Raw genomic sequence first — 26,922 nt, 5'->3', positions numbered from 1 at the left:
TGCCTGACCGTGCCCCGTCGCCGTGCTTCGCCGCCCGGCGACGGGGCGTTTCTTTGCCGATCGGGGGAGTGGCCGCGTGCGGGTCGTGGGGATGTGGCGGTATCCGATGAAGTCCGCCGGCGGGGAGCGGCTCACCGCGGCCGACGTCGCCGCCGGCGGGCTCGTGGGCGACCGGCGGTGGGCGTGCGTCGACGGCGACGGGGTCGTCGTCAGCGCGAAGCAGCCACGGCTGTGGGAGCGGCTGCTGCAGGTCAGCGCCGGCGGTGACCGGCTGCGGCTGCCCGACGGCAGGACCGCGGTGCTCGACCGGGACGGTCTCGCCGACGCCGGCGCGCTGCTGTCGTCGTGGCTGGGGCGCGCGGTGACCGTGACCGACGTGGTGCCCGACGGGGCGGTGCTGCACCGGTTCTGGCCGCGGGAGGCCGGCATGATCCCGTCGTGGGCGGCCGACGCCGAGGCGGGCAGCGACGTGGTCAGCGTGATCGGCAGCGGGCGCTTCCACGACTTCGGGGCGGTGCACGCGGTGACGACCGGCGCCCTCGCCAGGCTCGCCGAGGTGCACGGCGCGCCGGTCGACCCGCGGCGGTTCCGGCCCAACCTGCTGCTCGACCTGCCGGACGATCCGGCGCCGGGGCAGGAGGTGCGGGTCGGCGGGGTGCGGCTGCGGGTGCAGGTGCCGACGCCGCGGTGTGTGGTGCCGTCGCTCGGGCCCGACGGCGGGGCGGGCGACCCCGGGCTGCTGCGGACCCTGGCCAGGCACTACCGGATGCCGGTCGGGGACTTCGGGACGGCCGCGTGCTTCGGCTGGTACGGCGCGGTCGAGCAGGCGGGACGTATCGAAACCGACGGTTGATGGTCGTCCCCGCGACGGTCGGTGTTCGGCGCGTCGCGAGACAGTCAGGCGATGCGGGACCTCGTGGAGTCGGTCGCGGCGACGCCGTGGGTGGTGCTGGTCGTGTTCGTGGTGGCGGCCCTCGATGCGGTCGTGCCGCTGTCGCCGAGCGAGTCGACGCTGATCGCGGTCGCGGTGGTGTCGGCGCAGACGGGCCGCCCGGCGATCTGGCTGGTCGTCGTCGCGGCGGCGGCCGGGGCGTTCGCCGGGGACGTGGTGTCGTTCCAGATCGGGGTCCGGGCCGGGGCCGGGGTCCTGCGACGGCTGCGGGCCGGGCGGCGCGGGCTGCAGGTGTACGGCTGGGCGCACCGCACCCTCACCGACCGTGGCGGGCAGGTGCTCGTGTTCGCGAGGTACCTGCCCGGCGGACGGTCGGCCTCGGCGCTCGCCGCGGGCGTGGTCGGCTACCCGTCGGGGCGGTTCCAGGCGTGGACGGCCCTCGGGGTGAGCGTCTGGGCGAGCATGGCGGGGCTCATCGGGTACGGCTGCGGACGCTTCCTGGACGGCCGGCCCTGGCAGGCGCTGCTGCTCGCCTACGCCGGCGCGGCGTCGCTGCTGGTGGTCGCCGAGGTGCTCAGGCGGCTCACGTCACGGGACGCCGACGAGGAGGTTGACCCTGGTCCCGCGCGGGGCGACGGTGAGCGGGAGGGTCGACTGCTCCAGCACGATCATGCTGCCGCTGGGGCCGACCTCGCGGATCACGCCGAGCTCGAGACCGGCGGCGCGCAGCTCGGTGGCGGCCTCGGTGGGCGACTTCCCGGTGAGGTTGGGCACGAGGGTCAGGCTGATCGACGAGAGGTTCACTGCGGCACTCCTTCCGATGCGTACACCGACAAGAGGCACCCAGGGCCGTCGTGAATACGCGCGAATTGTGTCGCCTGGCTGACAGTCCGCGAAGGTGACCGGCGTCACCCTCCGTGCGAAAAGTGGCGTTCCACCTGCTAGTGGACATGTCGCGCGCGGCTTTTGTCAGAGGTCCATGCCAGGATGGTTGGGATGCGACTTCCAACCTTGCGCCGCACCCGGCCCGCCGAGCCGGGTGTCATCGGTGGCGTCGTGCGGCTGGACCGGCGGACCAAACGCTTGGTGGGACGGCTGCGTCCCGGCGAGATCGCGGTCATCGACCACGTCGACCTCGACCGTGTCGCGGCCGACTCGCTCGTCGCGGCAGGGGTCGCGGCGGTGCTCAACGCGAAGCCGTCCGTGTCAGGTCGCTATCCCAACCTGGGCCCAGAGGGCCTGATCAAGGCCGGGATCCCGCTCGTCGACGACCTCGGCGAGGAGCTGTTCGAGCGGCTCCGTGAGGGCGAGACCGTCCGCATCGAGGGCGACACCGTGTATGTCGGTGAGGACGCGGTCGCCAAGGGGCAGCGACAGGACGCCGAGACGGTCGCGCTGTCGATGGCCGACGCCCGGGAGGGCCTGTCGGTGCAGCTGGAGGCGTTCGCCGCCAACACGATGGAATACCTGAAGCAGGAGCGCGCGCTGCTGCTCGACGGCGTCGGCGTGCCCGAGATCCAGACCGAGATCGCCGGGCGGCACTGCCTGATCGTCGTGCGCGGCTATGACTACAAGGCCGACATCGACGTGCTGCGGCCCTACATCCGTGAGTACAAGCCCGTGCTCATCGGGGTCGACGGCGGCGCCGACGCGCTCGTCGAGGCCGGCTATACGCCCGACATGATCATCGGCGACATGGACTCGGTCTCCGACGACGTGCTGCGCTGCGGCGCCGAGGTCGTCGTGCACGCCTATCCCGACGGGCGGGCGCCCGGACTGGCCCGCGTGCAGCGGCTCGGCGTCGAGGCGATCACGTTCCCGGCCGCGGCGACGAGCGAGGACATCGCGATGCTGCTCGCCGACGACAAGGGCGCGTCGCTGCTCGTGGCGGTCGGCACCCACAACACCCTCATCGAGTTCCTCGACAAGGGTCGCGGCGGCATGGCCTCCACCTTCCTCACCCGGCTCAAGCTCGGTGGCAAACTGGTCGACGCCAAGGGCGTCAGCCGGCTCTACCGGCAGAGCCTGTCCGGCTCGTCGCTGATCCTGCTGCTGGCCTCGGCGATCGCCGCGATGGCGGCGGCCCTGGCCGTGACGACGATCGGCCGGGCCTACCTGAGCGTCATCGCCGAGTGGTGGGACAACCTGATCTTCACGCTGTTCTCATAGCGCTGCCCACTGGCGCTGTTCTCCTGGACGGGACCGTTTGCTGTGATCAACTTCCGGTACCACGTGGTGTCGCTGGCCGCCGTCTTCCTGGCGCTCGCCATCGGCCTCGTCGTCGGGACCGCGGCGGCGAACGGGCCGCTCGCCGAGAACCTCAACGATCAGGTCAACAAGATCACCGATGAGAAGCAGCAGCTGCGCGACGACCTGGACCAGTCGCGGGCGGAGCTGAAGAAGAACTCGGACTTCGCCACCGAGGTCGCCCCGATGCTGCTCAACGGCAAACTGGCCGGTCGCAACGTGCTGCTGGTCAAGATCGACGGCAGCGACAAGGACATCGACACCGCCGCCGACGGGATTGCCACCACGCTGCAGACCGCCGGCGCCAAGGTCACCGGCACCGTCACGATCAAGGAGCGGTTCACCGCCGCGGCCAGCGACGACAACCTGCTGGACCTGGCCGAGTCGTCGGCCCCGCCGGCCATCAGCGGCGCTCTGCCGAACAAGGGCAACGGGCAGGAGACCTCGGCCGCGCTGCTCGCCGCGGTCCTCGTCGCCGACAAGCCCGGCACGCCACAGGTCGACGGCACCCGGGCGGTGCTGTCGGCGTATGAGGGCGGCGGCTTCATCGGCCTCGACGGCGACCTCAAGACCCCGGCGGACGCGGTCATCGTCATCGCCGGCGCACCCGCCAGCGGCAAGGACGCCAAGGAGCGCAACGCAGTCGCCCTCGTCACGGTGACCCGCTTCGCCCTGGCCCTGTCCAACGACATGGTCGTGGCCGGCCTGTCCGCCAACGGCCTGGTGTCCTCGGTCCGCGACGACGCCTCGATCGCCAAGAGCGTGTCGACCGTCGACAACGCCGTCACCGCATACGGGCAGGTCGCCGCGGTCCTGGCCCTCGTCGAGCGGATCGGCGGCAAGACCGGCCACTACGGCATCGGCAGCGGCGCGACCAGCCTGCTGCCCAAATCAGCGAGCGTGGTCAGTGGTTCGTAAGCTGCTTGCCGCCGCCGCCGGGGCGGTCGTGGCCCGGGCCGCGCTGCGTGAACTGCGCGGCCTGCCGGCGCTCGACCGCACCAACTTCCGCGGCCGCACCGTCTCCCTGGCCGGCGGCCCGGCCCTGGCCATCGGCGCCACCGCAGGAGCCGTCCTCGGCGCCGCAGGCCGCTCCGGCGCAGCCCGCTCGTCCGGCGCCGCGAGCTCCTCTGGGGTGGCCCGCTCCTCTAGGGCAGCCCGTTCGTCGGGGGTGGCCGGTTCGCCAGGCGTGGCCCGCGCGGCGGACTCGTCTGCCTGGTGGAGCGACGGCATTGCGGCGTCCGATGACGGCGGCCTGGCATTCGACGATGAAGCGCCGGGTGCCACGGCGTCGCGAGGCCGGGCGGCGAGCCGCAAGTCCGCGAGCGGGCGGGCAACGCGCGCCAGTGACGCGGCCGGACGCGATGCGAGTGCACGTGATGCGACAGGGCGCGGCGGCACGGCAGCGCGCGACGTGACAGGGCGCGGGCGCGGCGGCAGGGCAGGGCGCGGCGGCAAGGGCGGCAGGGCTGGGCGCGGGGAGAGGACTGGGCGTGGGGTTCGGGTCATGGGGGCCGCGGCGGTTGCCGGGCTCGGTGCCGGAGGGGTCGGGCTGTATGACGACCTCGTCGGCGGGCGGCCTGAGCACGCGGCGAAGGGGTTCCGGGGGCATCTCGGCGCGCTGAAGGAAGGGCGGGTCACCAGCGGGCTCGTCAAGATCGCCGGAGTCGGCGCCGCCGGGATGGTTGCGGCCGCGATGCTGCCTAGGCGGCGGGCGGTGGACGTGCTGCTCGGTGCGGGTGTCATCGCCGGGGCGGCGAACCTGTTCAACCTGCTCGACCTGCGACCGGGCCGGGCGATCAAGGCCGGCATCCTGGTCGGCGCGCCGCTGACCGCGGGGAAGGGCGGCGGTGCCGCGGCCGGGGCGCTCGGCGCGGCTGGCGCGCTCCTGGCGGCGGACCTCGGCGAGGAGATCATGCTCGGCGACGCCGGGGCCAACGCGCTCGGGGCGGTGCTCGGGACGGCGTACGTGGCCCGCACCGGCACCTGGGGCCGGCTCGCCGCGCTCGCCGGGATCGTCGCGCTGACCGCGGCCAGCGAGAAGGTCAGCTTCACCCAGGTCATCGAGAAGACCCCCGCGCTGCGGGCGATCGACCAGCTCGGCCGCCTGCGGCCCACCACCCCGCCGGCCATGGCCACCACCCCACCGGCGCCGCGACCCGACGACACCGACGACGCGATCGACACCGACGACGCGATCGACGCAGCGCAGGAAACCGAACCCAGGACCGAGGCAAGGACCGAACCCAGGACCGAACAGCAGACCGGGGTGCGGGCGAAGCCGTCGCCGAGACCGCGTCGCGACGGGTGACCGGAAAGCGGCTGATCGGAGCCGCGGCGGTGGTCGCGGCGCTCACCATGCTGAGCCGGCTTGCCGGATTTGCGCGCATTCTGGTGTTCAACTGGTCGGTCGGGCCGACGTTCCTCGGAAACGCGTACACCGCGGCCAACACCATCCCGAACATCATCTTCGAGCTCGTCGCCGGGGGTGCCCTCGCGAGCCTCGTCGTGCCGCTGCTCGCCGGGGCGGTCGCGCGGCAGGACCGTCCGGCCGTGGCGCGGACCGTGTCGGCGCTGCTCAGCTGGGTGCTCGTGCTGCTCGTCCCGCTCTCGGTCCTCGTCGCGCTGCTCGCCCGGCCCCTTGTCGGGCTGCTGATGCCCGGGCAGCCTGCCGGTGCCGTCGACGCGGGCACCGACATGCTGCGCGTGTTCGCGCCGCAGCTGCCGCTGTACGGGATCGGGATCGTGCTCACCGGCACGCTGCAGACGTACCGCCGCTTCGCCTGGCCGGTCATCGCGCCGCTGCTGTCGAGCCTGACCGTGATGGCGGTGTACGTGACGTTCGGCGTCGTCGCCGGCCGCGGGGCGGATCTCGGCCAGGTCGACGACGCGGACCTGTGGCTGCTGTCCGGCGGGACGACCCTCGCGGTGGCGGTGCTGACGCTGAGCCTGCTCGTCCCGCTGCGCCGCCTGGGCCTGCGGATCCGGCCGACGCTGCGGTTCGACGCGCACGAGGTGCGGGCGCTCAAGCCGCTCGTGGTCGCCGGGATCGTCACCGTCGGCAGCCAGCAGCTGGTGCTGGGGCTCGCCATCGCGTTGAGCGGGTACGCGGGCAAGGGCGCCGTCGTCGTGTACAGCCTCGCCCAGACGATCTTCCTGCTGCCGTGGGCGGTCCTGGCCGTGCCGGTGGCGACGACCGCGTACCCGGGGCTCGCCGAGGCCGGCGGGGCGCACGACCGGGAACGCTTCGCCGGGGTGCTCGCGCCCGCGCTGCGCACCGTGATCGTGCTGACCAGCCTCGGCGCGGCGGCCCTCGTGGTGCTGGCCGAGCCGGTCGCGGTGGTGCTCGCCGAGCTGTCCTCGAAGCCGCCGGACATCGGGCAGCTGGCCGGTGGGATCACCTGGTTCGCGCCGGGGCTGCTCGGCTACGGGCTGTTCGCGCTGCTGTCGCGGGCGCTGTATGCGGGCGGCAACGCGTACGCCGCGGCCTGGGCGACCGGGCTCGGCTGGGCGGTCGCCGCCGCCACCGCCGTGCCCCTGGCCGTCGCGCTGCCGCTCGGCCGGCGGGTCGCGGCCCTCGCGGCGGCCAACTCGATCGGCATGCTCGTGCTCGCGGCGGCGCTGCTGCTGGCCGTCCGCGCGAGGGCCGGTGGCGACGCGGTCGCGGGCGCCAGTCGTACCATTGCCGCCGCCGTCGCATCGGCAGCTGTCGCGGCCACGGCGGCATTGACGCTCAGGAATGGCATCTGGGGCGGCGGCACCCCAGATGTCCTCGAGGCGATTGCACAGGGCATGCTGTGCGGAGTCGCGGTGGCGGTGGTGTTCCTCGCCGGGGTGGCGGTCACGGACCGGCGGACCCTGCAGCGGCTCATACACAGGAGGGGCTGAGGGGTGGGCGCCCGCATCGCGTTGGTTCTGGCGTCGAGCACGGGCGGCGTCGGCCGGCACGTCGGCATGCTTGTCGACGGCCTTGTCGCACGCGGCGACGACGTCAGTGTGCACGGTCCCGCGGCGACGGAGGCGCAGTTCGGGTTCGCCGCGCGCGGCGCGCAGTTCGTCCCCGTCGAGATCCCCGCCAGTCCCCAGCCGGGTGACGTGCTCGCCGTCCGGGCGCTGCGCCGGTCACTCAAAGGTGTCGACGTCATCCACGCGCACGGCCTGCGCGCCGGGTTCGTCGCCGGGCTCGCCCGCCCCGCCGGCGCCCCGCTCGTCGTCACCTGGCACAACCTGGTCCTGGCACAGGGCCTGCGGGCGAAGCTCTACCACCCGCTCGAGCGGCGGGTCGCCCGCGCCGCCGACGTGACCCTCGGCGTGTCGACGGACCTGGTCGAGCGGATCCGTGAGCTCGGCGGCCGGGACGTGCGGCTCGCGCTGGTGCCCGCGCCGGTGCTGCCACCGGCCGGCCGCGGCCGCGACGAGGTCCGCGAGGAGCTCGGCGTGGAGCCGGGGCAGCCCCTGGTGCTCGCCGTCGGCCGCCTGCATCCGCAGAAGGGGTTCGAGACGCTCGTCGCGGCCAAGTGGGCGGAGCCGCAGCCGTTCGTGGCGATCGCCGGCAGCGGCCCGTCCTACATGACCCTGGCGCAGCGCATCTCCACCGAGCACGCGCCCGTGCACCTGCTCGGCTACCGCGACGACGTCCCCGACCTGCTCGCCGCCGCCGACCTGGTCGTGGTGACCAGCGTGTGGGAGGGACAGCCGCTGTTCGTCCAGGAGACCCTGGCCGCCGGGGTGCCGCTGCTCGCGACCGCCGTCGGCGGGATCCCGGAGGTCGTCGGCGACGGCGCCCAGCTGGTCGAGCCGCACGACGTCGAAGGGTTCACCGCCGCCGCGGAGGCGCTGCTCGCCGACCCGCCGGCGCTGCAGGAGCTCGGGAAGCGGGGCCTGGCCCGGGCGGCGACCTGGCCGACCGAACGGGACACCCTGGAGCAGGTCGAGGCGGTGTACGCGCAGCTGCTGGGAGCTGCCGGAAGGGCGTGACGCAGCACCCGCGGGGAGTGCTGCTGCGGCACCGGCTGCATCGCTTCACGCCGGCGCTGCTCGCACTGCTCGTCGGGGTCCTCGCCCTGCTCGCGCTGATCCCGCGACCCGACTCGGGCACCGTCACCCCGTCCGCCGACTACGTGATCATCGTCGGGGTCGCCGGGCTGCGGTGGGACGACGTGAACCCCACCGACACGCCGACGATGTGGCAACTGGCGCAGGACGGCGCGATCGGCGCGCTGTCGGTGCGCTCCGCCCGGCGGGTCACCTGCGCCGGTGACGGCTGGCTCACGCTCGGCGCCGGCAACTACGCGACGTTCACGACCGGCCCGATCACCTCGACGTGCCCGCCCCTGGCGGTGTCGATCACGCCGGACACGACGAAGACCGGCGCGTCGCTGCCGGACCACGGCGGGGTCGTGGCGAAGAACCGGGCCCTGCACTGGGGCGCCCAGCCAGGTGCCCTGGCCGAGGGCGTGCGCTGCACCACCGCCGTCGGGCCCGGCGCCGCCGTCGCCGCGGCCCGGCCGTACGGGCGGGTCGACCGGTACGCCGACACCGTCGATGAGAACCTGCTGTCGGCGTGCGCGCTGACCATCGTCGACCTCGGCCAGATCGCCGGGACCGACGCCGCGTCCCGCGCCGGTGACGCCCGCCGCGCCGACGCCGCCCTGGCGAGGGTCATCGCCGACCGGCCGGAGCGGGCCGTGGTCGTGCTCGCCGGCCTGTCCGACCTGGACGCCGGCAGCCGCCTGCACGTCGCGATCGCGCAGGGCCCCGGCTACACCGGCGGCTGGCTGACCTCGCCGTCGACGTCGCGACCCGGCTACGTGCAGGTCGTCGACCTCGCCCCGACCGCCCTCGCGGCCCTGGACCGGCCGATCCCCGGCAAGCTCTTCGCCGGCGGCGCGGCCACGATGAGCGACGGCCGGCCCGCCTCGGTCGGGCAGGCCGTCGAACGCCTCGCCGACGCCGACCGGGAGGCCAGCGTCCAGCAGCGGGTCGGCTCCACGTTCTTCACCCTGCTCGTCGTCGCCGAACTCGCCCTGTTCGTGCTGGTCGTGCCGCTGCTGCGGTGGGCCCGCCGGCCGGCGGGGCCGGTCGCGCACCCGCCCGCGCCGCGGCTCGTCGTGCGCGCCGCGGAGGTGCTGCTCATCGCCGCGTCCCTCGCCGTGCCCGCCGCGCTCGTCGCGGACCTGCTGCCGTGGTGGCGGTGGTCGTCGCCGGGGTTCGGGTTCGGCGGGGTCACCCTGGCCGCGCTCGCCGCCGCGACGACCGTCATCGCCCTCACGTCGTCGCGGAGCCGCGCCAACGCGCCGCTCGGCGGGGTTGCCGCCGTCGGCGCGCTCGCCGTCGCGCTCGACGTGCTCACCGGCGCGCGGCTGCAGCTCAACGGCGTCGCCGGCTACTCCGCGGCAGCCGGTGGGCGGTACGCCGGGGTCGGGGTCATCGGCCTCGGGCTGCTGGTCACCGGGGTGCTGCTCGGCGGCGCCAGCCTCGCGCAACGCTTCGACCGGCGCTGGCGGCCGTTCGTCATGGCCGTCGTCGGCGCCGCCGGGATGATCGTCATCGGCAGCCCGTACCTCGGCGCCGACGCCTCCGGGGCGGTCGCGCTGACCGCGGGGGTGTGCGCGGCCGCGGCCATGGCCGTCGGCGGCTGGCTGACGATCACCCGGCTGATCTGGGCGGTCGCCGCCGCGCTCGCCGTCACCGCCGGCATCGGCGTGCTGGACCTGTTCCGCCCCGACGACCAGCGCAGCAGCGTCGGCCGGCTCCTGGTGCGCACCCAGGACGGCACGGCCGGGTACATCGCCCGGCGCATCGGCGAGGCGAACGTGGTGACGACGGTCACCAGCCCGCTGACCCTCCTGGTGATCGGCACGGTGCTCTATGCGACGTTCGTGCTGCTGCGCGACTGGGGCGGGTTCCGCCGGCTGCTCGGCGTGTTCCCGCCGGTCCGCGGCGCCCTGGCAGGGTTGGTGCTGGCCAGCGTGCTCGCCGGGGTCGTGGAAGGGGTGTCGCTCAACGTCCTCGGCGCCGCGCTCGCCACCGCCGCGCCATTGACGGTCCTCGCGTGCCTGCGGGTCCTCGACCACGCCGACGACCGGACCCGATGAGCGTCCCAACGGCTGAGCGGCCCGGTGTGTCCGGAGCGGGGCCGTTCACCTGCTGTTAGGCTGAACTCCCGTGGATCGCTCTTCGACACGGACCGGTGCGAGCCGGCAGGCTAAGCACATCTTCGTCACCGGGGGCGTCGCCTCCTCACTCGGTAAGGGTCTGACCGGATCCAGCCTCGGCAGTCTGCTCAGCGCCCGCGGTCTGCGGGTCGTCATGCAGAAGCTGGACCCGTATCTCAACGTCGACCCCGGGACCATGAACCCCTTCCAGCACGGCGAGGTGTTCGTCACCGAAGACGGCGCCGAGACCGACCTCGACATCGGTCACTACGAGCGGTTCCTCGACCAGGACCTGTCCGGGAACGCCAACGTCACCACCGGCCAGATCTACTCGGCGGTCATCGCCAAGGAACGGCGCGGGGAGTATCTCGGCGACACCGTCCAGGTCATCCCGCACATCACCAACGAGATCAAGGCCCGCATCCGGGCGATGTCGGCGCCCGACGCCGACGGGGTCGCCCCCGACGTGATCATCACCGAGGTCGGCGGCACGGTCGGCGACATCGAGTCACTGCCGTTCCTGGAGGCCATCCGCCAGGTGCGCCACGACATCGGCCGCGACAACTGCTTCTTCCTGCACGTGTCGCTGGTGCCGTATCTCGCGCCGAGCGGCGAGCTGAAGACCAAACCCACGCAGCACTCCGTCGCCGCGCTGCGCAGCATCGGCATCCAGCCCGACGCGCTGGTCTGCCGCTCCGACCGGCAGATCCCGGAGAAGACCAAGAACAAGCTCGCCCTGTACTGCGACGTCGACGCCGAAGCGGTCGTGTCCGCGCCGGACGCGCCGAGCATCTACGACATCCCGCGGGTCCTGCACGAGGAGGGTCTCGACGCATACGTGGTGCGCCGCCTCGGCCTGTCCTTCCGCGACGTGGCCTGGAAGAAGTGGGACGACCTGCTCGAACGGGTCCACCACCCGCGGCAGACGGTGACCGTCGCGATCGTCGGCAAGTACGTCGACCTGCCCGACGCCTACCTGTCGGTCACCGAGGCGGTCCGCGCCGCCGGGTTCGCGCACCGCGCCCGGGTCGAGATCCGCTGGGTGCCCAGCGACACCTGCACCACCCCGGCCACCGCCGCCCAGGCCCTCGCCGGCGTCGACGGCGTCGTCATCCCCGGCGGCTTCGGCGTCCGCGGCATCGAAGGCAAGATCGGCGCTGCCCAGTACACCCGGGAACGTGGCATCCCCACCCTCGGGCTGTGCCTCGGCCTGCAGTGCATGACGATCGAGGTGCTGCGCAACGTCGCCGGCATCGAGGGCGCCAACTCCCTCGAGTTCGACGGCGACGCCACCGACCCGGTCATCTCCACCATGGCCGACCAGGAGGACATCGTCGCGGGCAAGGGCGACCTCGGCGGCACGATGCGGCTCGGCGCGTACCCGGCGGTCCTCGTCCCCGGCACCCTGACCGCCGACGCCTACGGCGCACCGGAGGTGTCGGAGCGGCACCGCCACCGGTACGAGGTGAACAACGCCTACCGCGAGGCGATGACGTCCGCGGGGCTGCTGATCTCCGGCACGTCGCCGGACGGGCGCCTCGTCGAGTTCGTCGAACTGGACCGGGAGCGGCACCCGTTCTTCGTCGCCACCCAGGCCCACCCGGAGCTCAAGAGCCGGCCGACCCGGGCGCACCCGCTGTTCGCCGGGTTCGTCGGCGCGGCCGTCGCCTACAACGCCGCCGACCGGCTGCCGGTCGAGCTCGAGACGGTCGACGCGTGAGCGGTCCGGAGCGCAGCGGAGGGGCCGCTCACCATGGGCGCAGGGTTGAACGGCGTCGCCGGAGCGTAGCGGAGGCGGCGGCGTGACGTACGAGGTGCTGTCGCACACCGAGCGGCTGCGCAACAAGGTGTTCGCGATCTTCACCGACGAGGTCGTCATGCCGGGCGGCGACACCGCGCTGCGCGACTACATGGACCACGTCGGCGCCGTCGGCGTGGTCGCCGTCGACACCGGCGGGCGGGTCGCGCTGGTGCGGCAGTACCGGCCGGCGGTCCGCCAGGTGCTCTGGGAGCTGCCGGCGGGGCTCGTCGACGTCGAGGGCGAGCCGCTCGTCGACGCGGCCGCCCGGGAGCTCGCCGAGGAGGTCGACCTCGCGGCCGCCAACTGGGACCTGCTGACCGAGGTGCACCCGTCACCCGGCTGCTCCAACGAGAAGATCCGGCTGTTCCTGGCGCGGGACATCACGCCGGTACCGGACGCCGACCGGCATGCCCGTACCCACGAGGAGGCCGACCTCGAACTGCACTGGGTCGACCTCGACGCGGCCGTCGGCATGGTGCTGAGCGGCCAGATCACCAACGCGGCCTGCGCGGTGGGTGTGCTCGGCGCCGCGCACGCCCGGGACCGCGACTGGAAGACCCTGCGGCCCGCCGCCGCTGCCGTCTGACGTCGGTTGCCCGGGGGCCGGTGCCGCCCCCGGGCTTCCTCAGTGCCTCAGCAGTGCGATCGCCAGCGTCAGCAGGGCGCCGGCCGAGGAGATCGTGCGGACCGTGTTCCAGCGGTTCCAGGAGGCCTCGAAGACGGCCCGCGCCGCGGCCGGGTCGGTCAGGCCGGCGGCGTCGAGCTGGTTGTTCAGCGGGACGTTCACCGTGGCGGTCACGACGATCACCACCGCGTAGAGCAGCGTCGCCGCGATCAGCCACGGCAGCGCGGCCCGGTGGGTGCCGCCGAGGTGTAGCAGGACCGCGGCGATCGCGGCGAGGAGCGCGCCGACGTACGCGCCGAGGAACCAGCCGTTGAGGATCGCCGAGTTGATCTTCTGCATGACGTCGACGAAGGTGCGGTCGTCGACGCGGCGCAGGGCGAGCATGACCGAGGTGGAGTAGGCGAAGAAGACGCCCGCGGACAGGCCGACGAAGAGGGTCGCCGTGGCGAGGACGGCGCTGCGCAACTGTTCCATGCGAACCAGTCAATCGGACGCGGCGCAGACGGGCCATGGTCGAGCATCGCCGATGCATGTGTCATCGTCTACGGTGTGGATGCGTTGACGGCGCTGCTGGACGGGCCGAGGGCGCGCGGGGCGTTCCTCTTGCGCTCGGTGCTGACACCGCCGTGGTCGCTGCGGATCCGTGACGAGGCGGCCCTGGCCCTGGTCGCGATGGTGCGGGGCGACGCTTTTTATGTCCCCGATGACGGAGATGTCCGGAAGATCGGACCTGGCGACGTGATGGTCATCCGCGGGCCCGGGCACTACACGGTCGCCGACCCGCCCGGCACCGCGCCGCAGATCATCATCCATCCCGGGCAGCGGTGCACCACGCCCGACGGCCAGGACCTCGCCGAGGTCATGCACCTCGGGGTCCGCACCTGGGGCACCGACCTCGACGGCCCCACCCTCGTCATCACCGGCGCCTACGAGCTCGCCGGCGAGGTCGGCCGCCGGCTGCTCACCGCCCTGCCGGACGCCCTCGTCGTGCGCGGGGAGGGGACCCTGGTCGCGCTGCTGGCGCAGGAGATCGCGAAGGATCGCGCCGGGCAGGAGGCGGTCCTGGACCGGCTCCTGGACCTGATGCTCATCTCGGCGCTGCGCGGCTGGCTGGACCGGCCCGAGGCGGGCGCTCCCGGCTGGTACCAGGCGCAGAGCGACCCGGTCGTCGGGCCGGCGCTGACCCTGCTGCACCACAACCCGGCGCACCCGTGGACGGTCGCCGTGCTCGCGGAGAAGGTCGGCGTGTCACGGGCGCTGCTCGCCCGGCGGTTCACTGAGGTCGTGGGGGAGCCGCCGATGGCGTACCTGACCGGCTGGCGCCTCGCCCTCGCCGCGGACCTGCTCCTCGAGCCCGGCGCGACGCTCGGCGCGGTGGCCAGGAGGGTGGGTTACGGAGGTGCTTTTGCGTTGAGCGCGGCGTTCAAGCGTGTCCGCGGTGTGAGCCCCCAGCGGCATCGTGGACAATCCTGACATGTCTCTCTGTCCGTGCGGGCTCGGCGAGCCCTACGACGACTGCTGCGGCCGCTTCCACCGGGGAGCCGAGGCGCCGCCGAGCGCCGAGCTGCTCATGCGCGCCCGGTACAGCGCCTACGTGGTCGGTGACCGCGACTTCCTGCTGCGGACCTGGCACGAGAAGACCCGGCCGCGGATGCTGACGGTCGAGGACGGGCAGCACTGGAAGGGCCTGTACATCCTGGAACGCACCGGCGGCGGGCTGTTCGACACCGAGGGCACCGTCGAGTTCAAGGCGCGCTACGAGGCCGACGGCAAGCCCGGCGTGATGCACGACACCAGCCGGTTCGTGAAGACCGACGGCGTCTGGCTCTACGTCGACGAGGTGTGACGTGCAGGTTCTGACGTTCAGGTGTGACGTGCGGGTTTGACGTTCAGGTCTGACGTGCCCGCCACTCGCGGTCCAGCATCGCGTACACGTACTGGTCGCCGAACTCGCCCTTGAACAGCTCATCCTCGACGAAATGTGCCTCCCGGCGCATCCCGAGCCGGGACAGCAGCTGCCACGACGGCACGTTGCGGGTGTCGCACTTGCCGCAGATGCGGTGCAGGCCGAGGCCTTCGAAGCCGAGCCGCAGCATCGCCTCCGACGCCTCCCGGGCATAGCCCTTGCCCTGGAAGTCGGGGTGCAGGACGAAACCGAGCTCGCCCTGGCGGCTCAGCGCGCTCTCCCACTTGAGCACGACCTGGCCGATGACCCGCCCGTCGAGGTCCATCGCGAGGACCAGCCACTGCCCCTCGGCGGTGAGCGCGTCCTGGGCGATCCGGTTCTTCAGCGACGCCCGGGTCATCTCCTCGTCGTGGACGTCCCAGTACAGGTAACGCACGACGTCAGGGTCGCCGGTGAGGGCGTGCAGGTCGTCGAAGTCGCCCTCGGTAAACGGGCGCAGCGACAGGCGGGACGTCCGGATGGGGTAGGAGGGGCGGAGCACGACAGGATGCTAACCCGCCAGTGAGCTCCGCAGCGTGACAATTGTGCCCGCGGGCGTCGACCGCACAGTCACCTCATCGACCAGATGCCGGGCCAGCCACAGGCCACGGCCGCTGACCGCGTTGCTCGGCGGCAGCGGGCCGCCGTCGAGGCGCTCCGCGGGGATGCCGGAGCCCTTGTCGGTGACCTCGCACAGCAGGGCGCCGTCGAGGGTCCACAGCCGCACCGCGCCGCGCCCGCCGGCGTGGCGGACCGCGTTGGTGACGATCTCGTTGACGGCGAGGACGAAATCCTCCAGGCGCTGGCCGAGCAGCCCGACGGCCGCGGCGGCCCGGCTCACGGCATGCCGCACCGGGGTGATCTGCTCAGCGTCGAACTCCTCGACGAGCAGCGCCGTCTCAACGGCCTCAGCCACGGTGTCACCTTTCCGCTGCGTCTCCGCTGCGACGAAGCCGAGAGTACCCCGAGCCGATCCGCGGCACTCGCGGAAGTCACCCTGGAGTGCAAGATGCATACCGGAACCCGCATCCTTGACGGCGTGGACGACGACTTGCGGGTCACCGACGACATTGCACTGCCGCGCGCGGAGCTCGGCTGGCGGTTCAGCCGCTCCGGCGGGCCGGGCGGCCAGTCGGTGAACACCACCGACTCCCGGGTCGAGCTGCGGTTCGACCTGGCCGCGACGCAGGCGCTGCCGGAGCCGCTGAAGGAGCGCGCGCTGCTGCGGCTCGGCAACCGGCTCGTCGACGGGGTGCTGTCGATCGTCGCGTCCGAGCACCGCTCGCAGCTGCAGAACCGGCGCGCGGCCGAGGAACGCCTCGTCGCCGTGATCGCGCAGGCGATCGCCCCGCCGCCCAGGCCACGGAAGCGGACGAAGCCCTCGAAACGCGCGATCGAGCGGCGGCTCACCGACAAGCGCCGGACCGGGCTGCGCAAACAGGAGCGCCGCCGCCCCGAGGATTAGAAGATCAGGGAGTGGTACGGGTAGTCGCGACGTTGCTCACGGTGATAGCCCTGGCGGGGTGCTCGCCCTCGACGCCGTCGCCGGGCGTGACCGTGCCGGAGACGCCCGGCCACCCGCCGCAGACCGGCGCCCTGCCCGGCATCTCCGACGTACCGACCGTTTCGGCCGGCAGCAGCCCGGCCCAGTCCACGGGCTGGGAGGTCACCGTCTACTACACGGCCGTGGCCGCCCTGCACTCCGGCGCGGCGCAGCAGGTCACCGGCTGCCCGACGATCGACTGCGAGAAGGGCCGCAACCAGCGGGACCTCGGCACGTTCCCGGCGTCGTTCGTCAAGGCCGTCAAGGACGAGGGCACGGGCCGGGTCGCCGACGGGCGGTACCTCAACTGGTCCTACGACACCGGGTACTGGATGGACACCGCCCCGCGCGACACCGCCGGCCGCCCCCTGGTCCCGTGGGTGTCCGCCGCCGCCGACGGTGACGTGCTGCGCGCCGGCGCCCGGTTCAGCGTCCTGCGCTGCGGTACCGCGGAGGTCACCGCCGCCGTGTGCGCCAAGCTGAAGGCGCCGACGTGGACGATCGTCGACGAGTTCACTCCCGGCATGGGCGGCTCGAAACACGTCGACGTCTACGTGGGCGAGGAGACCGGCACCGATTTCACGGACTCGGATCTGTACACGACCCTGGAGGGCGCGACCCTGTCGGTGCTACGGGCATGACGCTCTTGTCGGTGCTACGGGCGTGACGATTCCGTCGGTGCTAAGGGCATGATGAGGGGCATGAGGATTATCGTGTTCGGCGCCACCGGCATGGTCGGCAAGGGTGTCCTGCGGGAGTGCCTGCTCGCCGGCGACGTCACCGAGGTCCTCGTCGTCGGCCGGAGCGCGACCGGGCAGCAGCACCCGAAGCTGCGCGAGATCACGCACGGCGACTTCACCGACTTCACCGGCGTCGACCTCACCGGCTACGACGCCTGCTTCTTCTGCCTCGGCGTCAGCTCCGTCGGCATGTCGGAGGAGGCGTACCGGCGGATCACGGTCGACTACACCCTCGCCGCCGCGCGGGCGGTGACGCCGGGCTCCACGTTCATCTACGTGTCCGGCGCCGGCACCGGCACCACGAAACGCGCCAAGTGGGCCCAGGTGAAGGGCGCGACCGAGGACACCCTGCTCGCCATGGACCTGCGGGCGTACATGTTCCGGCCCGGCTTCATCCAGCCGATGCACGGCGCCGTGTCGAAGGTCCGGCTGTACCGCGTGATCTACACCGCGCTCCGCCCGCTGACCGCGGCACTGGTCCGCTTCGCACCCGGCATCGCCACGACGACCGCGCAGATCGGCCACGCGATGCTGCGGGTCGCCCGCGAGGGCGGCACCAAGCACATCCTGGAGTCCCGCGACATCGCCGCCCTCTGAGGCGCTGTTACAGTGGGTGATAGGACCGTTCGGCGTGTCGCCCGCGATTAGGTGGCATGGGTTACGGTGTTGAAAGACGCGCTCACCGGCCCGCAGTCACGGCCTCGCAAGTGCGGTGGCAGCCGCCGGCGCTGATCTCATGGCAGTTTTCACGGCAGTCTTTACGGCAGTTGCCAGCGCTGATTCGCTGAGTTGTCGCAATCCCACTGCCGCGCGGCCGCGCCCGGGGCGGGGCTGCCGGAGTCCACGCCGATGCAGCGGCCGCTGTTGAGGCTGACGAACCGGAAGCCGTCGCCGTCGCGCTGCAGACGCCACTGCTGGTTGGGGCCGCCGTGGCAGTCCCACTGCAGAACCTGGGCGCCGTTGTCCTTCGACGCGCCGTTGACGTCCAGGCAGCGGTTGTCCTTGGTGTTGACGAACGTGAACACGTCCTGGGTGCCGGCCACCGCCTGCGGCATCCACACCTGGGTCGGGTTGTTGTCGCACGGCATCTGGGTGGCGATGCCGCCGTTGCCCTCCGCGGCCTGCAGGCACAGGCCGGAGTGCGACGCCCGCAGCAGCGTCGGCTTCGCCGGCAGCATCGCCTGCGGCGGCGCCGACGACGGCGCGGCGCTCGACGGCGGCGGCGGGGGAGCGGCGCTGGAGGCCGCCTGCGACGGGGCCTGCTCGGCGGGTGCGCCGGTCTGCTGCTCGGCGGCGCTCGGCCGGCCGTCGCCGTCCCCGCCGCCCTGGAACGCGAAGATCAGTCCGGCGATGACCGCGACGACGAGAAAGCCGAACGCGCCGAAGAGCAGCGGGTCCGGCTTGACGCGCTGTGGTGCACCAGGTGGCGAGCCAGGCGGTGTCGGGCGTTGCCCGCCGTAGACGGTCATGGCCGCACAGCATAGATCAGCCTTGCGGGTGGCATAGATCAGCCGTGCGGGCGGCTCGACGCGGCTCGGGGCCCCGGCTTCGGATCGGCGTCGGGGCGGCTCGGGCTCAGGCTGCGGCGCGGCGCCGAGGCGGTTCGGGCCCAGTCTGCGCCTGGCTTCGGCCCAGTTTGCGCCTGTCTTCGGCGCTTCGGCCCAGCCCAGCCCGGCCCGCGCATGGTTTGCGCCCGACCCGGCTCGCGCCTGGCTTCGGCCCCGCCCGCCCTGCCCGGCTCGCGCCTGCTTGCGCCCTGCCCGATTCGCGCCGGCTTGCGCCCGACCCAGCGTGCGCCCGGCCCGCCCGGCCCGCCCGGCCCGCCCGGCCCGCCCGGCCCGCCCGGCTCGGGCCCGCCTCGGGTCGGTTTCGGCCGGGTTTCGGCCACGCTGCGGGGCGGCTCCGGGGCGGGCGAAGACGCCCCGGAAGGCGACACTGTGTCAATCCGTTCGCGGAGGAGTTCACACTGTGCTGCCTTCGCCGGCGGTCCGGGCGCCATAGACTGCCGCTTGTACACGCAGCGTCACGGTCGCTGGTGGAGAGGGGTCACGAAACGTGAAGGTCGCAGTTCCGCGCGAGGTCAAGAACCACGAGTACCGGGTGGCCATCACCCCGGCCGGCGTCCACGAGCTCACCGCGAACGGGCACGAGGTCTTCATCGAGGCCGGCGCCGGCGACGGCTCGTCGATCACGGACCAGGAGTTCCGTGAGGCCGGCGCGCAGATCCTGCCGACCGCCGACGACACGTGGGCCGCCGGCGACCTGGTCCTGAAGGTCAAGGAGCCGATCGCCGAGGAGTACCACCGGATGCGGGCCGGGCAGGTCCTCTTCACCTACCTGCACCTGGCCGCGTCGAAGGCGTGCACCGACGCCCTCGTGGACCGCAAGGTCACCGGCATCGCGTACGAGACCGTCGAGCTCGCCGACCGCTCGCTGCCGCTGCTCGCCCCCATGTCGGAGGTCGCCGGGCGGCTCGCACCGCAGGTCGGCGCGTACCACCTGATGCGTGCCGGAGGTGGCCGCGGCGTCCTGCTCGGCGGGGTGTCCGGTGTCTACGCCGCGAAGGTCGTCGTCATCGGCGCCGGTGTGTCCGGCCTCAACGCGGCCGCGATCGCGCTGGGCATGCAGGCCGAGGTGCTGCTGCTGGACAAGAACATCTCCCGGCTGCGCGGCGCCGACGCCATCTACCAGGGGCACCTGCAGACGGTCGCGTCCAACAGCTACGAGATCGAGCGCGCCGTCCTCGACGCCGACCTGGTCATCGGTGCGGTGCTCGTGCCCGGTGCGAAGGCGCCGAAGCTCATCACCAACGACCTGGTGAAGCGGATGAAGCCCGGCAGCGTCCTCGTCGACATCTCGATCGACCAGGGTGGCTGCTTCGAGGACTCCCGCCCGACCACGCACGCCGACCCGACGTACAAGGTGCACGACTCGATCTTCTACTGCGTCGCGAACATGCCGGGTGCGGTGCCGCACACCAGCACGTACGCGCTGACGAACGTCACCCTGCCGTACGTGGTGGAGCTGGCGAACCGGGGCTGGCGTGAGGCGCTGCGCCGCGACCCGGCCCTCGCGCTCGGGCTGAACACGCACGACGGGCACGTGACGTACGGGCCGGTCGCCGACGCGCACGGCATGCAGCACCTTCCGCTGGCGGACGTGCTGGCCTGACGTGACGCGCGACCCGGCGGACACCGCCGTGGCCCCCGACCGGGCCGCGGCGGCCGCCGGCACGCCCGCGTTACGGAAGTCCGTCGACGTCTACCTGGACCACCTGACCGTCGAGCGGGCACTGGCCGAGAACACGCTGGCGTCGTACCGGCGGGATCTCGACCGCTACGTGGACTGGCTGGCCGCCACTGGGGTCGTCGACCTCGCCGACGTCGGGGCGCGGGACATCGCCGGGCACGTGGCGGCGTTGCGGGCCGGCGACGAGGACCACCCGGCGCTGTCGGCGTCCTCGGCGGCGCGGGCCGCGAGCGCGGTACGGGGGCTGCACCGGTTCCTGCTCCTGGAGGGCCTCGCGCCGACGGACCCGTCCCGGGACGTGAAACCGCCGTCGCTGCCGAAGCGGCTGCCGAAGGCCCTCGACGTGGACCAGGTGTCGCGGCTGCTGGCGACCGCCGCCGACGCCGGCCCGCTCGGGCTGCGTGACCAGGCGCTGCTGGAGTTCCTGTACGGCACCGGCGCCCGCATCTCCGAGGCTGTCGGCATCGCCGTCGACGACCTCGACCTCACCGGCACGCACGGCATGGTGCTGCTGCGCGGCAAGGGCGGCAAGACCCGCCTGGTCCCGATGGGCAGCTACGCGCGGACCGCGATGGACGTGTACCTGGTCCGCGCCCGGCCGACGCTCGTCGCGAACGGCACCGGCGTGCCGACCGTGTTCCTGAACGCCCGCGGCGGCGCGCTGTCGCGGCAGAGCGCGTGGACGATCCTGCGCAAGGCCGCGGTCCGGGCGGGGCTGCCGGTCGACGGGCCGCACGGGGTGTCGCCGCACACGCTGCGGCACTCGTTCGCCACGCACCTGCTCGACGGCGGCGCCGACATCAGGGTCGTGCAGGAGCTGCTCGGGCACGCCTCGGTGACCACCACGCAGGTCTACACCCTGGTCACCGTCGACAAGCTCCGCGAGGTCTACGCCACCGCTCACCCGCGGGCGCGCTGAACCAGGATCCTCGCGACGTTGCGTCTCCGCTGGAACGCCCGGACCGGCACCGTGCCCGCGAACACGCCGAGGAACTGTTCGGTGCTGGCCTGCCGGCGGGCGACGGCGCGCAGGAACAGCGCCGCGAAACCCTTCGGCGCCCGCAGCGACGCGAGGCCGGTGGTGAGGTCGAACATCGGCAGTCTGGCCTCGTCCCGTGCGCGCTGGTACGTGCCGCCGTCGCCGCCGTCCGCGATGGTTGCCGCCAGCAGCTCGGCGTCGGCGAGGGCGTTGCCGATGCCCTGCGCCGTCACCGGGTCCATGACGGTCGCCGCGTCGCCGGCGAGGAACCAGCCTGGGCCGTGCGCGCGGCGCACCACGTTGGGCAGGTCGACGGTGGTGCGCAGGCGCTCGACCCGCCGGCCGGACCGGACCCGCGCGCCGAGGTCGCCACAGCCGTCGACGGTCGCCAGCAGTGCCCCCTCGACGTCCTTGCGCCAGGTGTCGAACGCCGTGATCGGGGCGGCGGTGTACACCATCGTGAGACCGTCGTTGGTGGGGAACGCGGCGACGGCCCGGCCGGGGCGGTGGTAGAGCTCGCCGCGGGGCAGGTCGACGCCCTCCCAGTAGGAGTAGCTGGCGACGGTCCGCGGCGGGACCTCGCGCAGCACCGGCGCGGCGACCTCCCTCGCGACCAGGGAGTGCTTGCCGTCGGCGCCGACGACGACCGGGGCGCGGTGCTCGGTGCCGTCGCGGCCGCGGATGCCGGTGACGCGGTCGCCCTCCTTGGTCAGCCCGGCGACGTGGAAGCCTTCGAGGACCTCGGCGCCGGCCTCGCGGGCGGCGTCGACCAGGAGCTTGTCCAGGACGGTCCGGCGCGGGCTGCACAGGATCCCGGGCGTGTCCGGGTCGCCGGCCGCGGGCGGGAAGCGGCCCGCCAGCACCGTGCCGCCCACGTCGAAGCGGACGTGGTCGGTGACCGGGGTGCCGGCGGCCAGGAGCCGCTCCAGCAGACCCCAGCGGCGCAGGCGGTCGATCCCCGACGGCTGGACCTGATGGGTGGACAGGGTGTCGCTCGGGAAGCGGGCCCGGTCGACCATGAGGACGCGCCGCCCGCGCCGGGCGAGGAGCATCGCGGTCGCGGCCCCGGCCGGTCGTGCGCCGAGCACGATGACGTCGTACACCGACCTATGCCAACACGTGTTGACTTTCGTGTCAACGGTTGTTGGCCTACGGTTGTGGGCGTGAATGACGTGCAGCTGCCCGCCCGCCGCTCCGATGCCACCCGCGCCGGGATCCTGCGTGCGGCGCGGGCCAGGTTCGCCGGCGACGGCTACCAGCGGGCCACGATCCGGGCGATCGCCGCCGACGCCGGCATCGACCCGTCCATGGTCATGCGGTATTACGGCAACAAGGCCCAGCTGTTCGCCGCCGCCGTCGACGTCGACCTGCGGCTGCCGGACGCGACCCGCATCCCGCCGGACCGGCTCGGCGAGACGCTGGTCGCGCACTTCATCCAGCGCTGGGAGGGCGACCCGACCGACGACGCGCTGCTGACGCTGCTGCGCTCCGCCGCCACCGACGAGTCCGTGGCCGCCCGGCTGCGGGACATCTTCCGCGAGCAGGTCGCCCCGGTCGTGCTGGCGGTCGTCGCCGACCCGGCCGAGGCGGCGCTGCGGGCCGGGCTGGTCGCGACGCAGATGCTCGGCCTGGCCATGTGCCGGCAGATCCTGCTGCTGCCGCCGATCGTCGCGGCCACCCCGGCCCTGCTCGTGGCTCACGTGGGTGCGACGGTGCAGCGGTACCTCACCGGGCCCCTGTGAGTCGTGTTACCGTAGGCGCATGCGTTTCTGAGCCCACCGACGCCGCGCGTGCCGCCGCGATCCCGCCTTCAGGGGTCTGCCAGCGGCCCCCGTTGTGGGACTCTCCCCGCTTCGTTCTCAGCGCGGCTGACGCCTGTCCATGCTCCTGCGAGGCCATCCGCTCGTCATCCGCGGCACGTCGTTTGCAACGTCGCCGCGAAAGTCATCCGCGAAGGAGACGCCATGCCTGCCGCTACTGCAGATAACCAGCCCGAGGACGCCCAGACCGCCGAGGCCGAGACCGAGGCGCCGCCGCTGAACCCGCTTGAGGCGATCCGCCGCGCTCAGGCCAACCGGGCCCTGCCGCCCGGGATCCAGCAGCACGGCGGTGGCAAGGGCGCCGCCGGCAAGGGCGCCAAGGGCAAGTCGCCCCGCATGTACAACCGGCACAAGTAACCTGACCACCGGCAGGGCGCTCCCATCAGGGGGCGCCCTTCGGCATTTCCGTCCCGCACGAGCGCCGGTCCGCCGGGCCCGTGCCGTCCGGGCCGCCGCTTCGATCATGTCGGCGCGGCGATCGAAGGGGCGGATCCGGTCATCACCCGACCAGATCCGCCCCCTTCGATCAGAACGTGAAGACCGACACCGCCGGGGGCCAGGTGGAACGGTCGTCGGGTTGCCCGGCGTCCATGGCCTTGAGGATCTGCGCCAGCTCGAGCGAACCGAGGGACCGGCTGCCGACGCTCTCGACCTGCAGGTAGAACTGGCCGTCTTCGAGGAGCATGGCGCAGGTGGCGCTGCCGGGCGGGCACGACGCCTTGGTGAGCATCTTGCCCATGGTCGGGTCGGCGACGCCCAGGCTCAGGACGATCGACGGCTGCTCGTCGAAGTCGACCGGGGCGACGAACGGGCCGGCGAGGGGCTTCGGCGAGAGCCGCACGACCGACCGGTTCATCGTGTCGTAGACCGAGGTGCGGGTGCTGACCGCGATCAGCCGGTAGCCCTTCGGGACGTCCTTCAAGAAGATGCCGGTCGGGAACGGGCGTGGGTCGGCGGCCGGCAGGGCCTCGGCGAGCGCGATGAGCTCGTCGCGGGTCGGCGCGGTCTCGAACGACGACCAGTAGATCGCCGCCCAGCTGTCGGGCAGGTACTGCCAGGCGATCGTGGGCAGGATCGGGTCGGGGCAGCAACCGTACTTGCTGTTGGTGGAGGCCGACGGCACCGACGGGGCGCCGGCATAGCGCAGCAGGGCGGTCCGGCCGGCGATCTGGAACTTCTCGCCGTTGCTGAAGTCGCGCGGGTCGAAGGCGCCGGCACCGTAGACGACCAGGCGGCCGTCGCCCGGCGCGTCGCCACGGTCGGCCGGCGGGGCGGACCGCGAGACCGCCGGCGCGCCGGTGGTGGCGGGGGGTTTCGCGGTCGGCGAGACGGTCGGCGCGGCGGCGGCCGGCGGGTTGAGGGTCAGGTCGATGGTCGACTGCTGGTAGCCGGCGGTGACCAGGTCAGGGTCGCTGACCACAAATCTGCCGACGGTGTATCCGGTGTAGTTGGTCTCGAACGCGCCGACCGGCGTGAAGTCCGCGCGGCGGGCCGGGGACTGGGACGCGGTGGCGACACCGGGGTTGCCGTTGGGGTCGACGGACGGGCCGACGGACGGGTGGGCGAGCAGGACCACCGCGGCGGTCGCGCTGGTGATCACCGCGGCGAGGCCACCGGCGACGGAGGAGAGCAGGACGGTGCGGCGGCGCCGCCGGGCGAGCTGGCGGCCGGCCGCGGTGATGTCGTCAATGCTGAGTCGCGGTGGCGGCGCGTCGTCCCTGGCCGCCGCCAGCAGACTGTGCAGGTCGTGATCCATGCCCTTCCCTCCTGTTCTCCATCTCGTGAGCGCCGTTCTCGGGCCGTGCGTGGCGGCCCGGTCTCGCGGCGGCGCCGTGCCCTGCACCCGATCCGAGGCCGGATCGCTGGCCCGGGACGCCTGGGTCGTCGTCGTCGCGCGGTTCCGCGCCGAGCAGCGCGCGGAGGGCGGTGAGCCCGCGGGCGGTCTGGCTCTTGACGGTGCCCGGCTGCCGGCCGAGCACCTCGGCGGTCTCCTCAACGCTCAGCCCCTCGTAGTACCGCAGGACCAGCACGGCGCGCTGGCCGGGGGCCATCCGGGCGAGCGCCGCGCGGATCCGGAGCCGCTCGTCGACCTGGTCGGCGTGGTCGGGGCCGGGCAGCTCGGGCAGGCTGTAGCCCGCCGAGCGCTCCTTGCGCCGCCACGGCCGGCGGCTCTCGTCGACCAGCGCGTGCACGATCGCCCGGCGCACATAGGCCAGGGGCGTGTCGACACGGCGCCAGTGCACGTAGAGCTTCGCCAGGGACGAGGCGACGGCGTCCTCCGCCGTGTGCCAGTCCCCGCACGTCAGGTAGGCGAGCGAGCGCAGGCCGTCGAACCGTGCGGCGACGAACTCCCGGAACTGCGCTTCGTCGTCTTCGTTCACCCGTTCGGGCTCCCTTCGTCGCGGGGTAGACGGAGCCCCGGGACGAAGGGTTGCACGCGGGTATGACGAAACTTCGCCCGCGTCGCGAGAAGTGGCCGACCGGCTACGCGGCCGGGACCGACGTGTCGACAGGCGGTGTCGTGGCGCCGCCCGTCGGTTCGACCGGTGGCGCCGTCGTGGGCGGTGGTGCCTGCGATGTCGCAGGTGGAGGCGCGGCGGAGCTCGTCGCGGTGCTGGGCGACGCCGACGCGGACGCGCTTGCCGACGGTGCGGCCGTGGTACGGGTGGCGCCTCCGCCGCCCGGTGCCGGGCCCGAGGTGGCCGGCGCCGCCGACTGCGTGGCGCTCGGGACGGTGCTGGGGGTGTCCTTCTTGTCGTCGCCGCCGGTCAGCGCGATGACGGCCATGACGACGCCGACGGCCATGACGAGCAGCGCCACGCCGACTGCGACCGGGATCCACGCGGGCCTGCCCCCGGACGGTCCCGGCCCGCCGACCACGGTCCCGGCCCGTGGTGCCGTCGCGGTCGCGGAGCGGCGGGGGATTGCCGGTACCACACCCTGCTCTTGATCTTGAATGGTCTGGTCCTGGGCGGCGCGGGCGGCGGCGGCGAGCGCGGCGGCCGTCGGGAAGCGGTCCGCCGGGTCCTTCTCCATGGCCCGCTCGACCAGCGCCCGGACGCTGCCGGACAGGTCCGCCGGCAGCGGCGGCGGGTCGTCCTGCAGATGCTTGATCGCGATCTCGAGCGGCGAGTTGCCGGTGAACGGCGGGCCGCCGGTCAGGCAGTGGTACGCGACCGCGCCGAGCGCGTAGATGTCGGTCGACGGCGCGATCGGCTTGCCGGACGCCTGCTCGGGCGACATGTACAGGGCCGTGCCGATCACGGCGTTGACCTTGGTGACCGAGGTCACGTTGGAGGATCGGGCCACGCCGAAGTCGACCAGCGTCACCGCCCCGTTGTCGCCGACGAGCAGGTTGTTGGGCTTCACGTCGCGGTGGATGATGCCGTTGCTGTGCGCGGCGTGCAGCGCGTCGGCCGCCTGCGCCACGATCGCCATGGTCTCCACGGCCGACAGTCCACCCTCGCGAGTGATCCGCTCGCCGAGCGGCCGGCCGTCGACGAATGCCATGACCAGGAACATCGTGCCTTCGGGGGTCTCGCCGTAGTCGTAGACGCCGACCACGCCCTTGTGCCCGATGGACGCCATGATCCGCGCCTCGGCCCGGAACCGGCTGCCGAACTCGGCGTCGCTGGTAAGGCCCGGCAGCAGGACTTTCACGGCGACCGTCCGGTTGAGCGTCTTGTCGGTGGCGCGGAACACCTGCCCCATGCCGCCGCTGGCGACGAACTCATCGAGGCGGTACCTGTCGCCGAGCACGTCTCCTGGTCCCAACACGACGATGACCGTACCCAACGATGGCACTTGCGACACGCCGGGCGCGCAGAGTGGGGTATGTACCCTGCATTGACGTAGAGTCGGGCAACGGCCGTCCCGCTTCCCCAGATCGCCGACGACGAATCGGCCCCGGGTGGAGATGAGCCGCCG

26 protein-coding genes and 2 pseudogenes are annotated in these 26,922 nt (G+C 73.1%); 19 read left to right on the top strand and 9 right to left on the bottom strand.

What is annotated here, in order from left to right; genetic code table 11:
* Nucleotides 1-76 precede the first annotated feature (76 nt).
* A complete protein-coding gene (locus tag AB0K00_RS23000) occupies nucleotides 77-853 on the top strand; it encodes an MOSC N-terminal beta barrel domain-containing protein (protein WP_363523533.1) in 777 nt (258 codons plus the stop codon).
* 51 nt (nucleotides 854-904) lie between these two features.
* Nucleotides 905-1,363, top strand: a pseudogene (locus tag AB0K00_RS22995) (VTT domain-containing protein); the annotation flags it as partial.
* A 117-nt stretch (nucleotides 1,364-1,480) separates the two neighbouring features.
* Here AB0K00_RS22995 and AB0K00_RS22990 read toward each other — a convergent pair.
* Nucleotides 1,481-1,666, bottom strand: coding sequence for a PASTA domain-containing protein (locus tag AB0K00_RS22990; RefSeq protein WP_363523548.1), 186 nt, complete (start codon nucleotides 1,664-1,666; stop codon nucleotides 1,481-1,483).
* A gap of 222 nt (nucleotides 1,667-1,888) precedes the next feature.
* Here AB0K00_RS22990 and steA point away from each other — a divergent pair, with 222 nt between their 5' ends.
* The 8 genes and pseudogenes from steA (at nucleotide 1,889) to AB0K00_RS22950 (ending at nucleotide 12,680) form a co-directional block, all read left to right on the top strand.
* Nucleotides 1,889-3,061, top strand: a complete 1,173-nt coding sequence (gene steA, locus AB0K00_RS22985) for a putative cytokinetic ring protein SteA (RefSeq protein ID WP_363523532.1) — start codon at nucleotides 1,889-1,891, stop codon at nucleotides 3,059-3,061.
* Nucleotides 3,062-3,103: 42 nt separating this feature from the next.
* A complete protein-coding gene (locus AB0K00_RS22980; RefSeq protein WP_363523531.1) occupies nucleotides 3,104-4,057 on the top strand; it encodes a copper transporter in 954 nt (317 codons plus the stop codon).
* Nucleotides 4,058-4,646: 589 nt separating this feature from the next.
* Nucleotides 4,647-5,243: pseudogene (locus AB0K00_RS22975) on the top strand (hypothetical protein); the annotation flags it as partial.
* A gap of 200 nt (nucleotides 5,244-5,443) precedes the next feature.
* Nucleotides 5,444-7,024 carry a lipid II flippase MurJ gene (locus tag AB0K00_RS22970; protein ID WP_363523530.1) on the top strand — a complete coding sequence of 527 codons (1,581 nt, stop codon included), beginning with the start codon at nucleotides 5,444-5,446 and terminating at the stop codon, nucleotides 7,022-7,024.
* Between the two features lie 3 nt (nucleotides 7,025-7,027).
* Complete coding sequence (locus tag AB0K00_RS22965; RefSeq protein WP_363523529.1) at nucleotides 7,028-8,113, top strand: glycosyltransferase family 4 protein; 1,086 nt, start codon at nucleotides 7,028-7,030, stop codon at nucleotides 8,111-8,113.
* A complete protein-coding gene (locus AB0K00_RS22960; protein WP_363523528.1) occupies nucleotides 8,110-10,233 on the top strand; it encodes a hypothetical protein in 2,124 nt (707 codons plus the stop codon). Before AB0K00_RS22965 ends, AB0K00_RS22960 begins: the two co-directional genes overlap by 4 nt.
* Nucleotides 10,234-10,303: 70 nt before the next feature.
* Nucleotides 10,304-12,013: a CTP synthase gene (locus tag AB0K00_RS22955; RefSeq protein WP_363523527.1), complete on the top strand. Its 1,710-nt coding sequence runs from the start codon at nucleotides 10,304-10,306 to the stop codon at nucleotides 12,011-12,013.
* Between the two features lie 82 nt (nucleotides 12,014-12,095).
* On the top strand, nucleotides 12,096-12,680 hold the full coding sequence (locus AB0K00_RS22950) for an NUDIX hydrolase (RefSeq protein WP_363523526.1): 585 nt from the start codon (nucleotides 12,096-12,098) through the stop codon (nucleotides 12,678-12,680).
* 39 nt (nucleotides 12,681-12,719) lie between these two features.
* Here AB0K00_RS22950 and AB0K00_RS22945 read toward each other — a convergent pair whose 3' ends face one another.
* The gene (locus AB0K00_RS22945; RefSeq protein ID WP_363523525.1) at nucleotides 12,720-13,193 is read right to left on the bottom strand and encodes an anthrone oxygenase family protein; all 474 of its coding nucleotides are present in this window, start codon (nucleotides 13,191-13,193) and stop codon (nucleotides 12,720-12,722) included.
* Nucleotides 13,194-13,268: 75 nt separating this feature from the next.
* On the opposite strand from AB0K00_RS22945, the gene AB0K00_RS22940 reads away from it, so the two are divergent.
* A complete protein-coding gene (locus AB0K00_RS22940) occupies nucleotides 13,269-14,192 on the top strand; it encodes an AraC family transcriptional regulator (RefSeq protein ID WP_363523524.1) in 924 nt (307 codons plus the stop codon).
* A gap of 1 nt (nucleotide 14,193) precedes the next feature.
* Nucleotides 14,194-14,565 carry a YchJ family protein gene (locus AB0K00_RS22935; protein WP_363523523.1) on the top strand — a complete coding sequence of 124 codons (372 nt, stop codon included), beginning with the start codon at nucleotides 14,194-14,196 and terminating at the stop codon, nucleotides 14,563-14,565.
* Between the two features lie 43 nt (nucleotides 14,566-14,608).
* Here the strand turns inward: AB0K00_RS22935 and AB0K00_RS22930 are convergent, their stop codons facing one another.
* Both AB0K00_RS22930 and AB0K00_RS22925 read right to left on the bottom strand, forming a co-directional pair.
* On the bottom strand, nucleotides 14,609-15,166 hold the full coding sequence (locus AB0K00_RS22930) for a GNAT family N-acetyltransferase (RefSeq protein WP_363523522.1): 558 nt from the start codon (nucleotides 15,164-15,166) through the stop codon (nucleotides 14,609-14,611).
* A 9-nt stretch (nucleotides 15,167-15,175) separates the two neighbouring features.
* Nucleotides 15,176-15,580 (bottom strand): ATP-binding protein, encoded by a 405-nt coding sequence (locus tag AB0K00_RS22925; protein ID WP_363523521.1) that lies wholly within the window; start codon nucleotides 15,578-15,580, stop codon nucleotides 15,176-15,178.
* A gap of 123 nt (nucleotides 15,581-15,703) precedes the next feature.
* On the opposite strand from AB0K00_RS22925, the gene arfB reads away from it, so the two are divergent.
* From arfB to AB0K00_RS22910, 3 genes are all read left to right on the top strand, one after another.
* Entirely contained in the window at nucleotides 15,704-16,129 is a 426-nt protein-coding gene (gene arfB / locus AB0K00_RS22920; protein WP_363523520.1) for an alternative ribosome rescue aminoacyl-tRNA hydrolase ArfB, read from the top strand.
* An 86-nt stretch (nucleotides 16,130-16,215) separates the two neighbouring features.
* Nucleotides 16,216-16,848, top strand: a complete 633-nt coding sequence (locus tag AB0K00_RS22915) for a hypothetical protein (RefSeq protein WP_363523519.1) — start codon at nucleotides 16,216-16,218, stop codon at nucleotides 16,846-16,848.
* A 60-nt stretch (nucleotides 16,849-16,908) separates the two neighbouring features.
* Nucleotides 16,909-17,544: an NAD-dependent epimerase/dehydratase family protein gene (locus tag AB0K00_RS22910; RefSeq protein ID WP_363523518.1), complete on the top strand. Its 636-nt coding sequence runs from the start codon at nucleotides 16,909-16,911 to the stop codon at nucleotides 17,542-17,544.
* A 161-nt stretch (nucleotides 17,545-17,705) separates the two neighbouring features.
* Here the strand turns inward: AB0K00_RS22910 and AB0K00_RS22905 are convergent, their stop codons facing one another.
* On the bottom strand, nucleotides 17,706-18,416 hold the full coding sequence (locus tag AB0K00_RS22905) for an RICIN domain-containing protein (RefSeq protein WP_363523517.1): 711 nt from the start codon (nucleotides 18,414-18,416) through the stop codon (nucleotides 17,706-17,708).
* Between the two features lie 586 nt (nucleotides 18,417-19,002).
* Here AB0K00_RS22905 and ald point away from each other — a divergent pair.
* Together ald and AB0K00_RS22895 are read left to right on the top strand one after the other, a co-directional pair.
* Nucleotides 19,003-20,118 (top strand): alanine dehydrogenase, encoded by a 1,116-nt coding sequence (ald, locus tag AB0K00_RS22900; RefSeq protein WP_363523516.1) that lies wholly within the window; start codon nucleotides 19,003-19,005, stop codon nucleotides 20,116-20,118.
* A 28-nt stretch (nucleotides 20,119-20,146) separates the two neighbouring features.
* Nucleotides 20,147-21,115 carry a site-specific tyrosine recombinase XerD gene (locus tag AB0K00_RS22895; protein ID WP_363523547.1) on the top strand — a complete coding sequence of 323 codons (969 nt, stop codon included), beginning with the start codon at nucleotides 20,147-20,149 and terminating at the stop codon, nucleotides 21,113-21,115.
* On the opposite strand, the gene AB0K00_RS22890 is transcribed toward AB0K00_RS22895, so the two are convergent.
* Entirely contained in the window at nucleotides 21,097-22,278 is a 1,182-nt protein-coding gene (locus tag AB0K00_RS22890) for an NAD(P)/FAD-dependent oxidoreductase (protein WP_363523515.1), read from the bottom strand. The genes AB0K00_RS22895 and AB0K00_RS22890 overlap by 19 nt on opposite strands.
* Before the next feature lie 60 nt (nucleotides 22,279-22,338).
* On the opposite strand from AB0K00_RS22890, the gene AB0K00_RS22885 reads away from it, so the two are divergent.
* Nucleotides 22,339-22,917, top strand: a complete 579-nt coding sequence (locus AB0K00_RS22885; RefSeq protein ID WP_363523514.1) for a TetR family transcriptional regulator — start codon at nucleotides 22,339-22,341, stop codon at nucleotides 22,915-22,917.
* 222 nt (nucleotides 22,918-23,139) lie between these two features.
* Nucleotides 23,140-23,352 (top strand): hypothetical protein, encoded by a 213-nt coding sequence (locus AB0K00_RS22880; RefSeq protein WP_363523513.1) that lies wholly within the window; start codon nucleotides 23,140-23,142, stop codon nucleotides 23,350-23,352.
* Between the two features lie 169 nt (nucleotides 23,353-23,521).
* Here the strand turns inward: AB0K00_RS22880 and AB0K00_RS22875 are convergent, their stop codons facing one another.
* The 3 genes from AB0K00_RS22875 to AB0K00_RS22865 form a co-directional block, all read right to left on the bottom strand.
* Nucleotides 23,522-24,751: a hypothetical protein gene (locus AB0K00_RS22875; RefSeq protein ID WP_363523512.1), complete on the bottom strand. Its 1,230-nt coding sequence runs from the start codon at nucleotides 24,749-24,751 to the stop codon at nucleotides 23,522-23,524.
* On the bottom strand, nucleotides 24,681-25,376 hold the full coding sequence (locus AB0K00_RS22870; RefSeq protein ID WP_363523511.1) for a SigE family RNA polymerase sigma factor: 696 nt from the start codon (nucleotides 25,374-25,376) through the stop codon (nucleotides 24,681-24,683). Before AB0K00_RS22870 ends, AB0K00_RS22875 begins: the two co-directional genes overlap by 71 nt.
* A 103-nt stretch (nucleotides 25,377-25,479) precedes the next feature.
* The gene (locus tag AB0K00_RS22865; protein WP_363523510.1) at nucleotides 25,480-26,772 is read right to left on the bottom strand and encodes a serine/threonine-protein kinase; all 1,293 of its coding nucleotides are present in this window, start codon (nucleotides 26,770-26,772) and stop codon (nucleotides 25,480-25,482) included.
* Between the last annotated feature and the right edge of the window lie 150 nt (nucleotides 26,773-26,922).

Origin of the sequence: Dactylosporangium sp. NPDC049525 (assembly GCF_040676755.1) — a bacterium.
Lineage (GTDB): Bacteria > Actinomycetota > Actinomycetes > Mycobacteriales > Micromonosporaceae > Dactylosporangium.
Note: the sequence above shows the minus strand (reverse complement) of the source record. Positions and strands in the feature narration are given on the sequence as shown.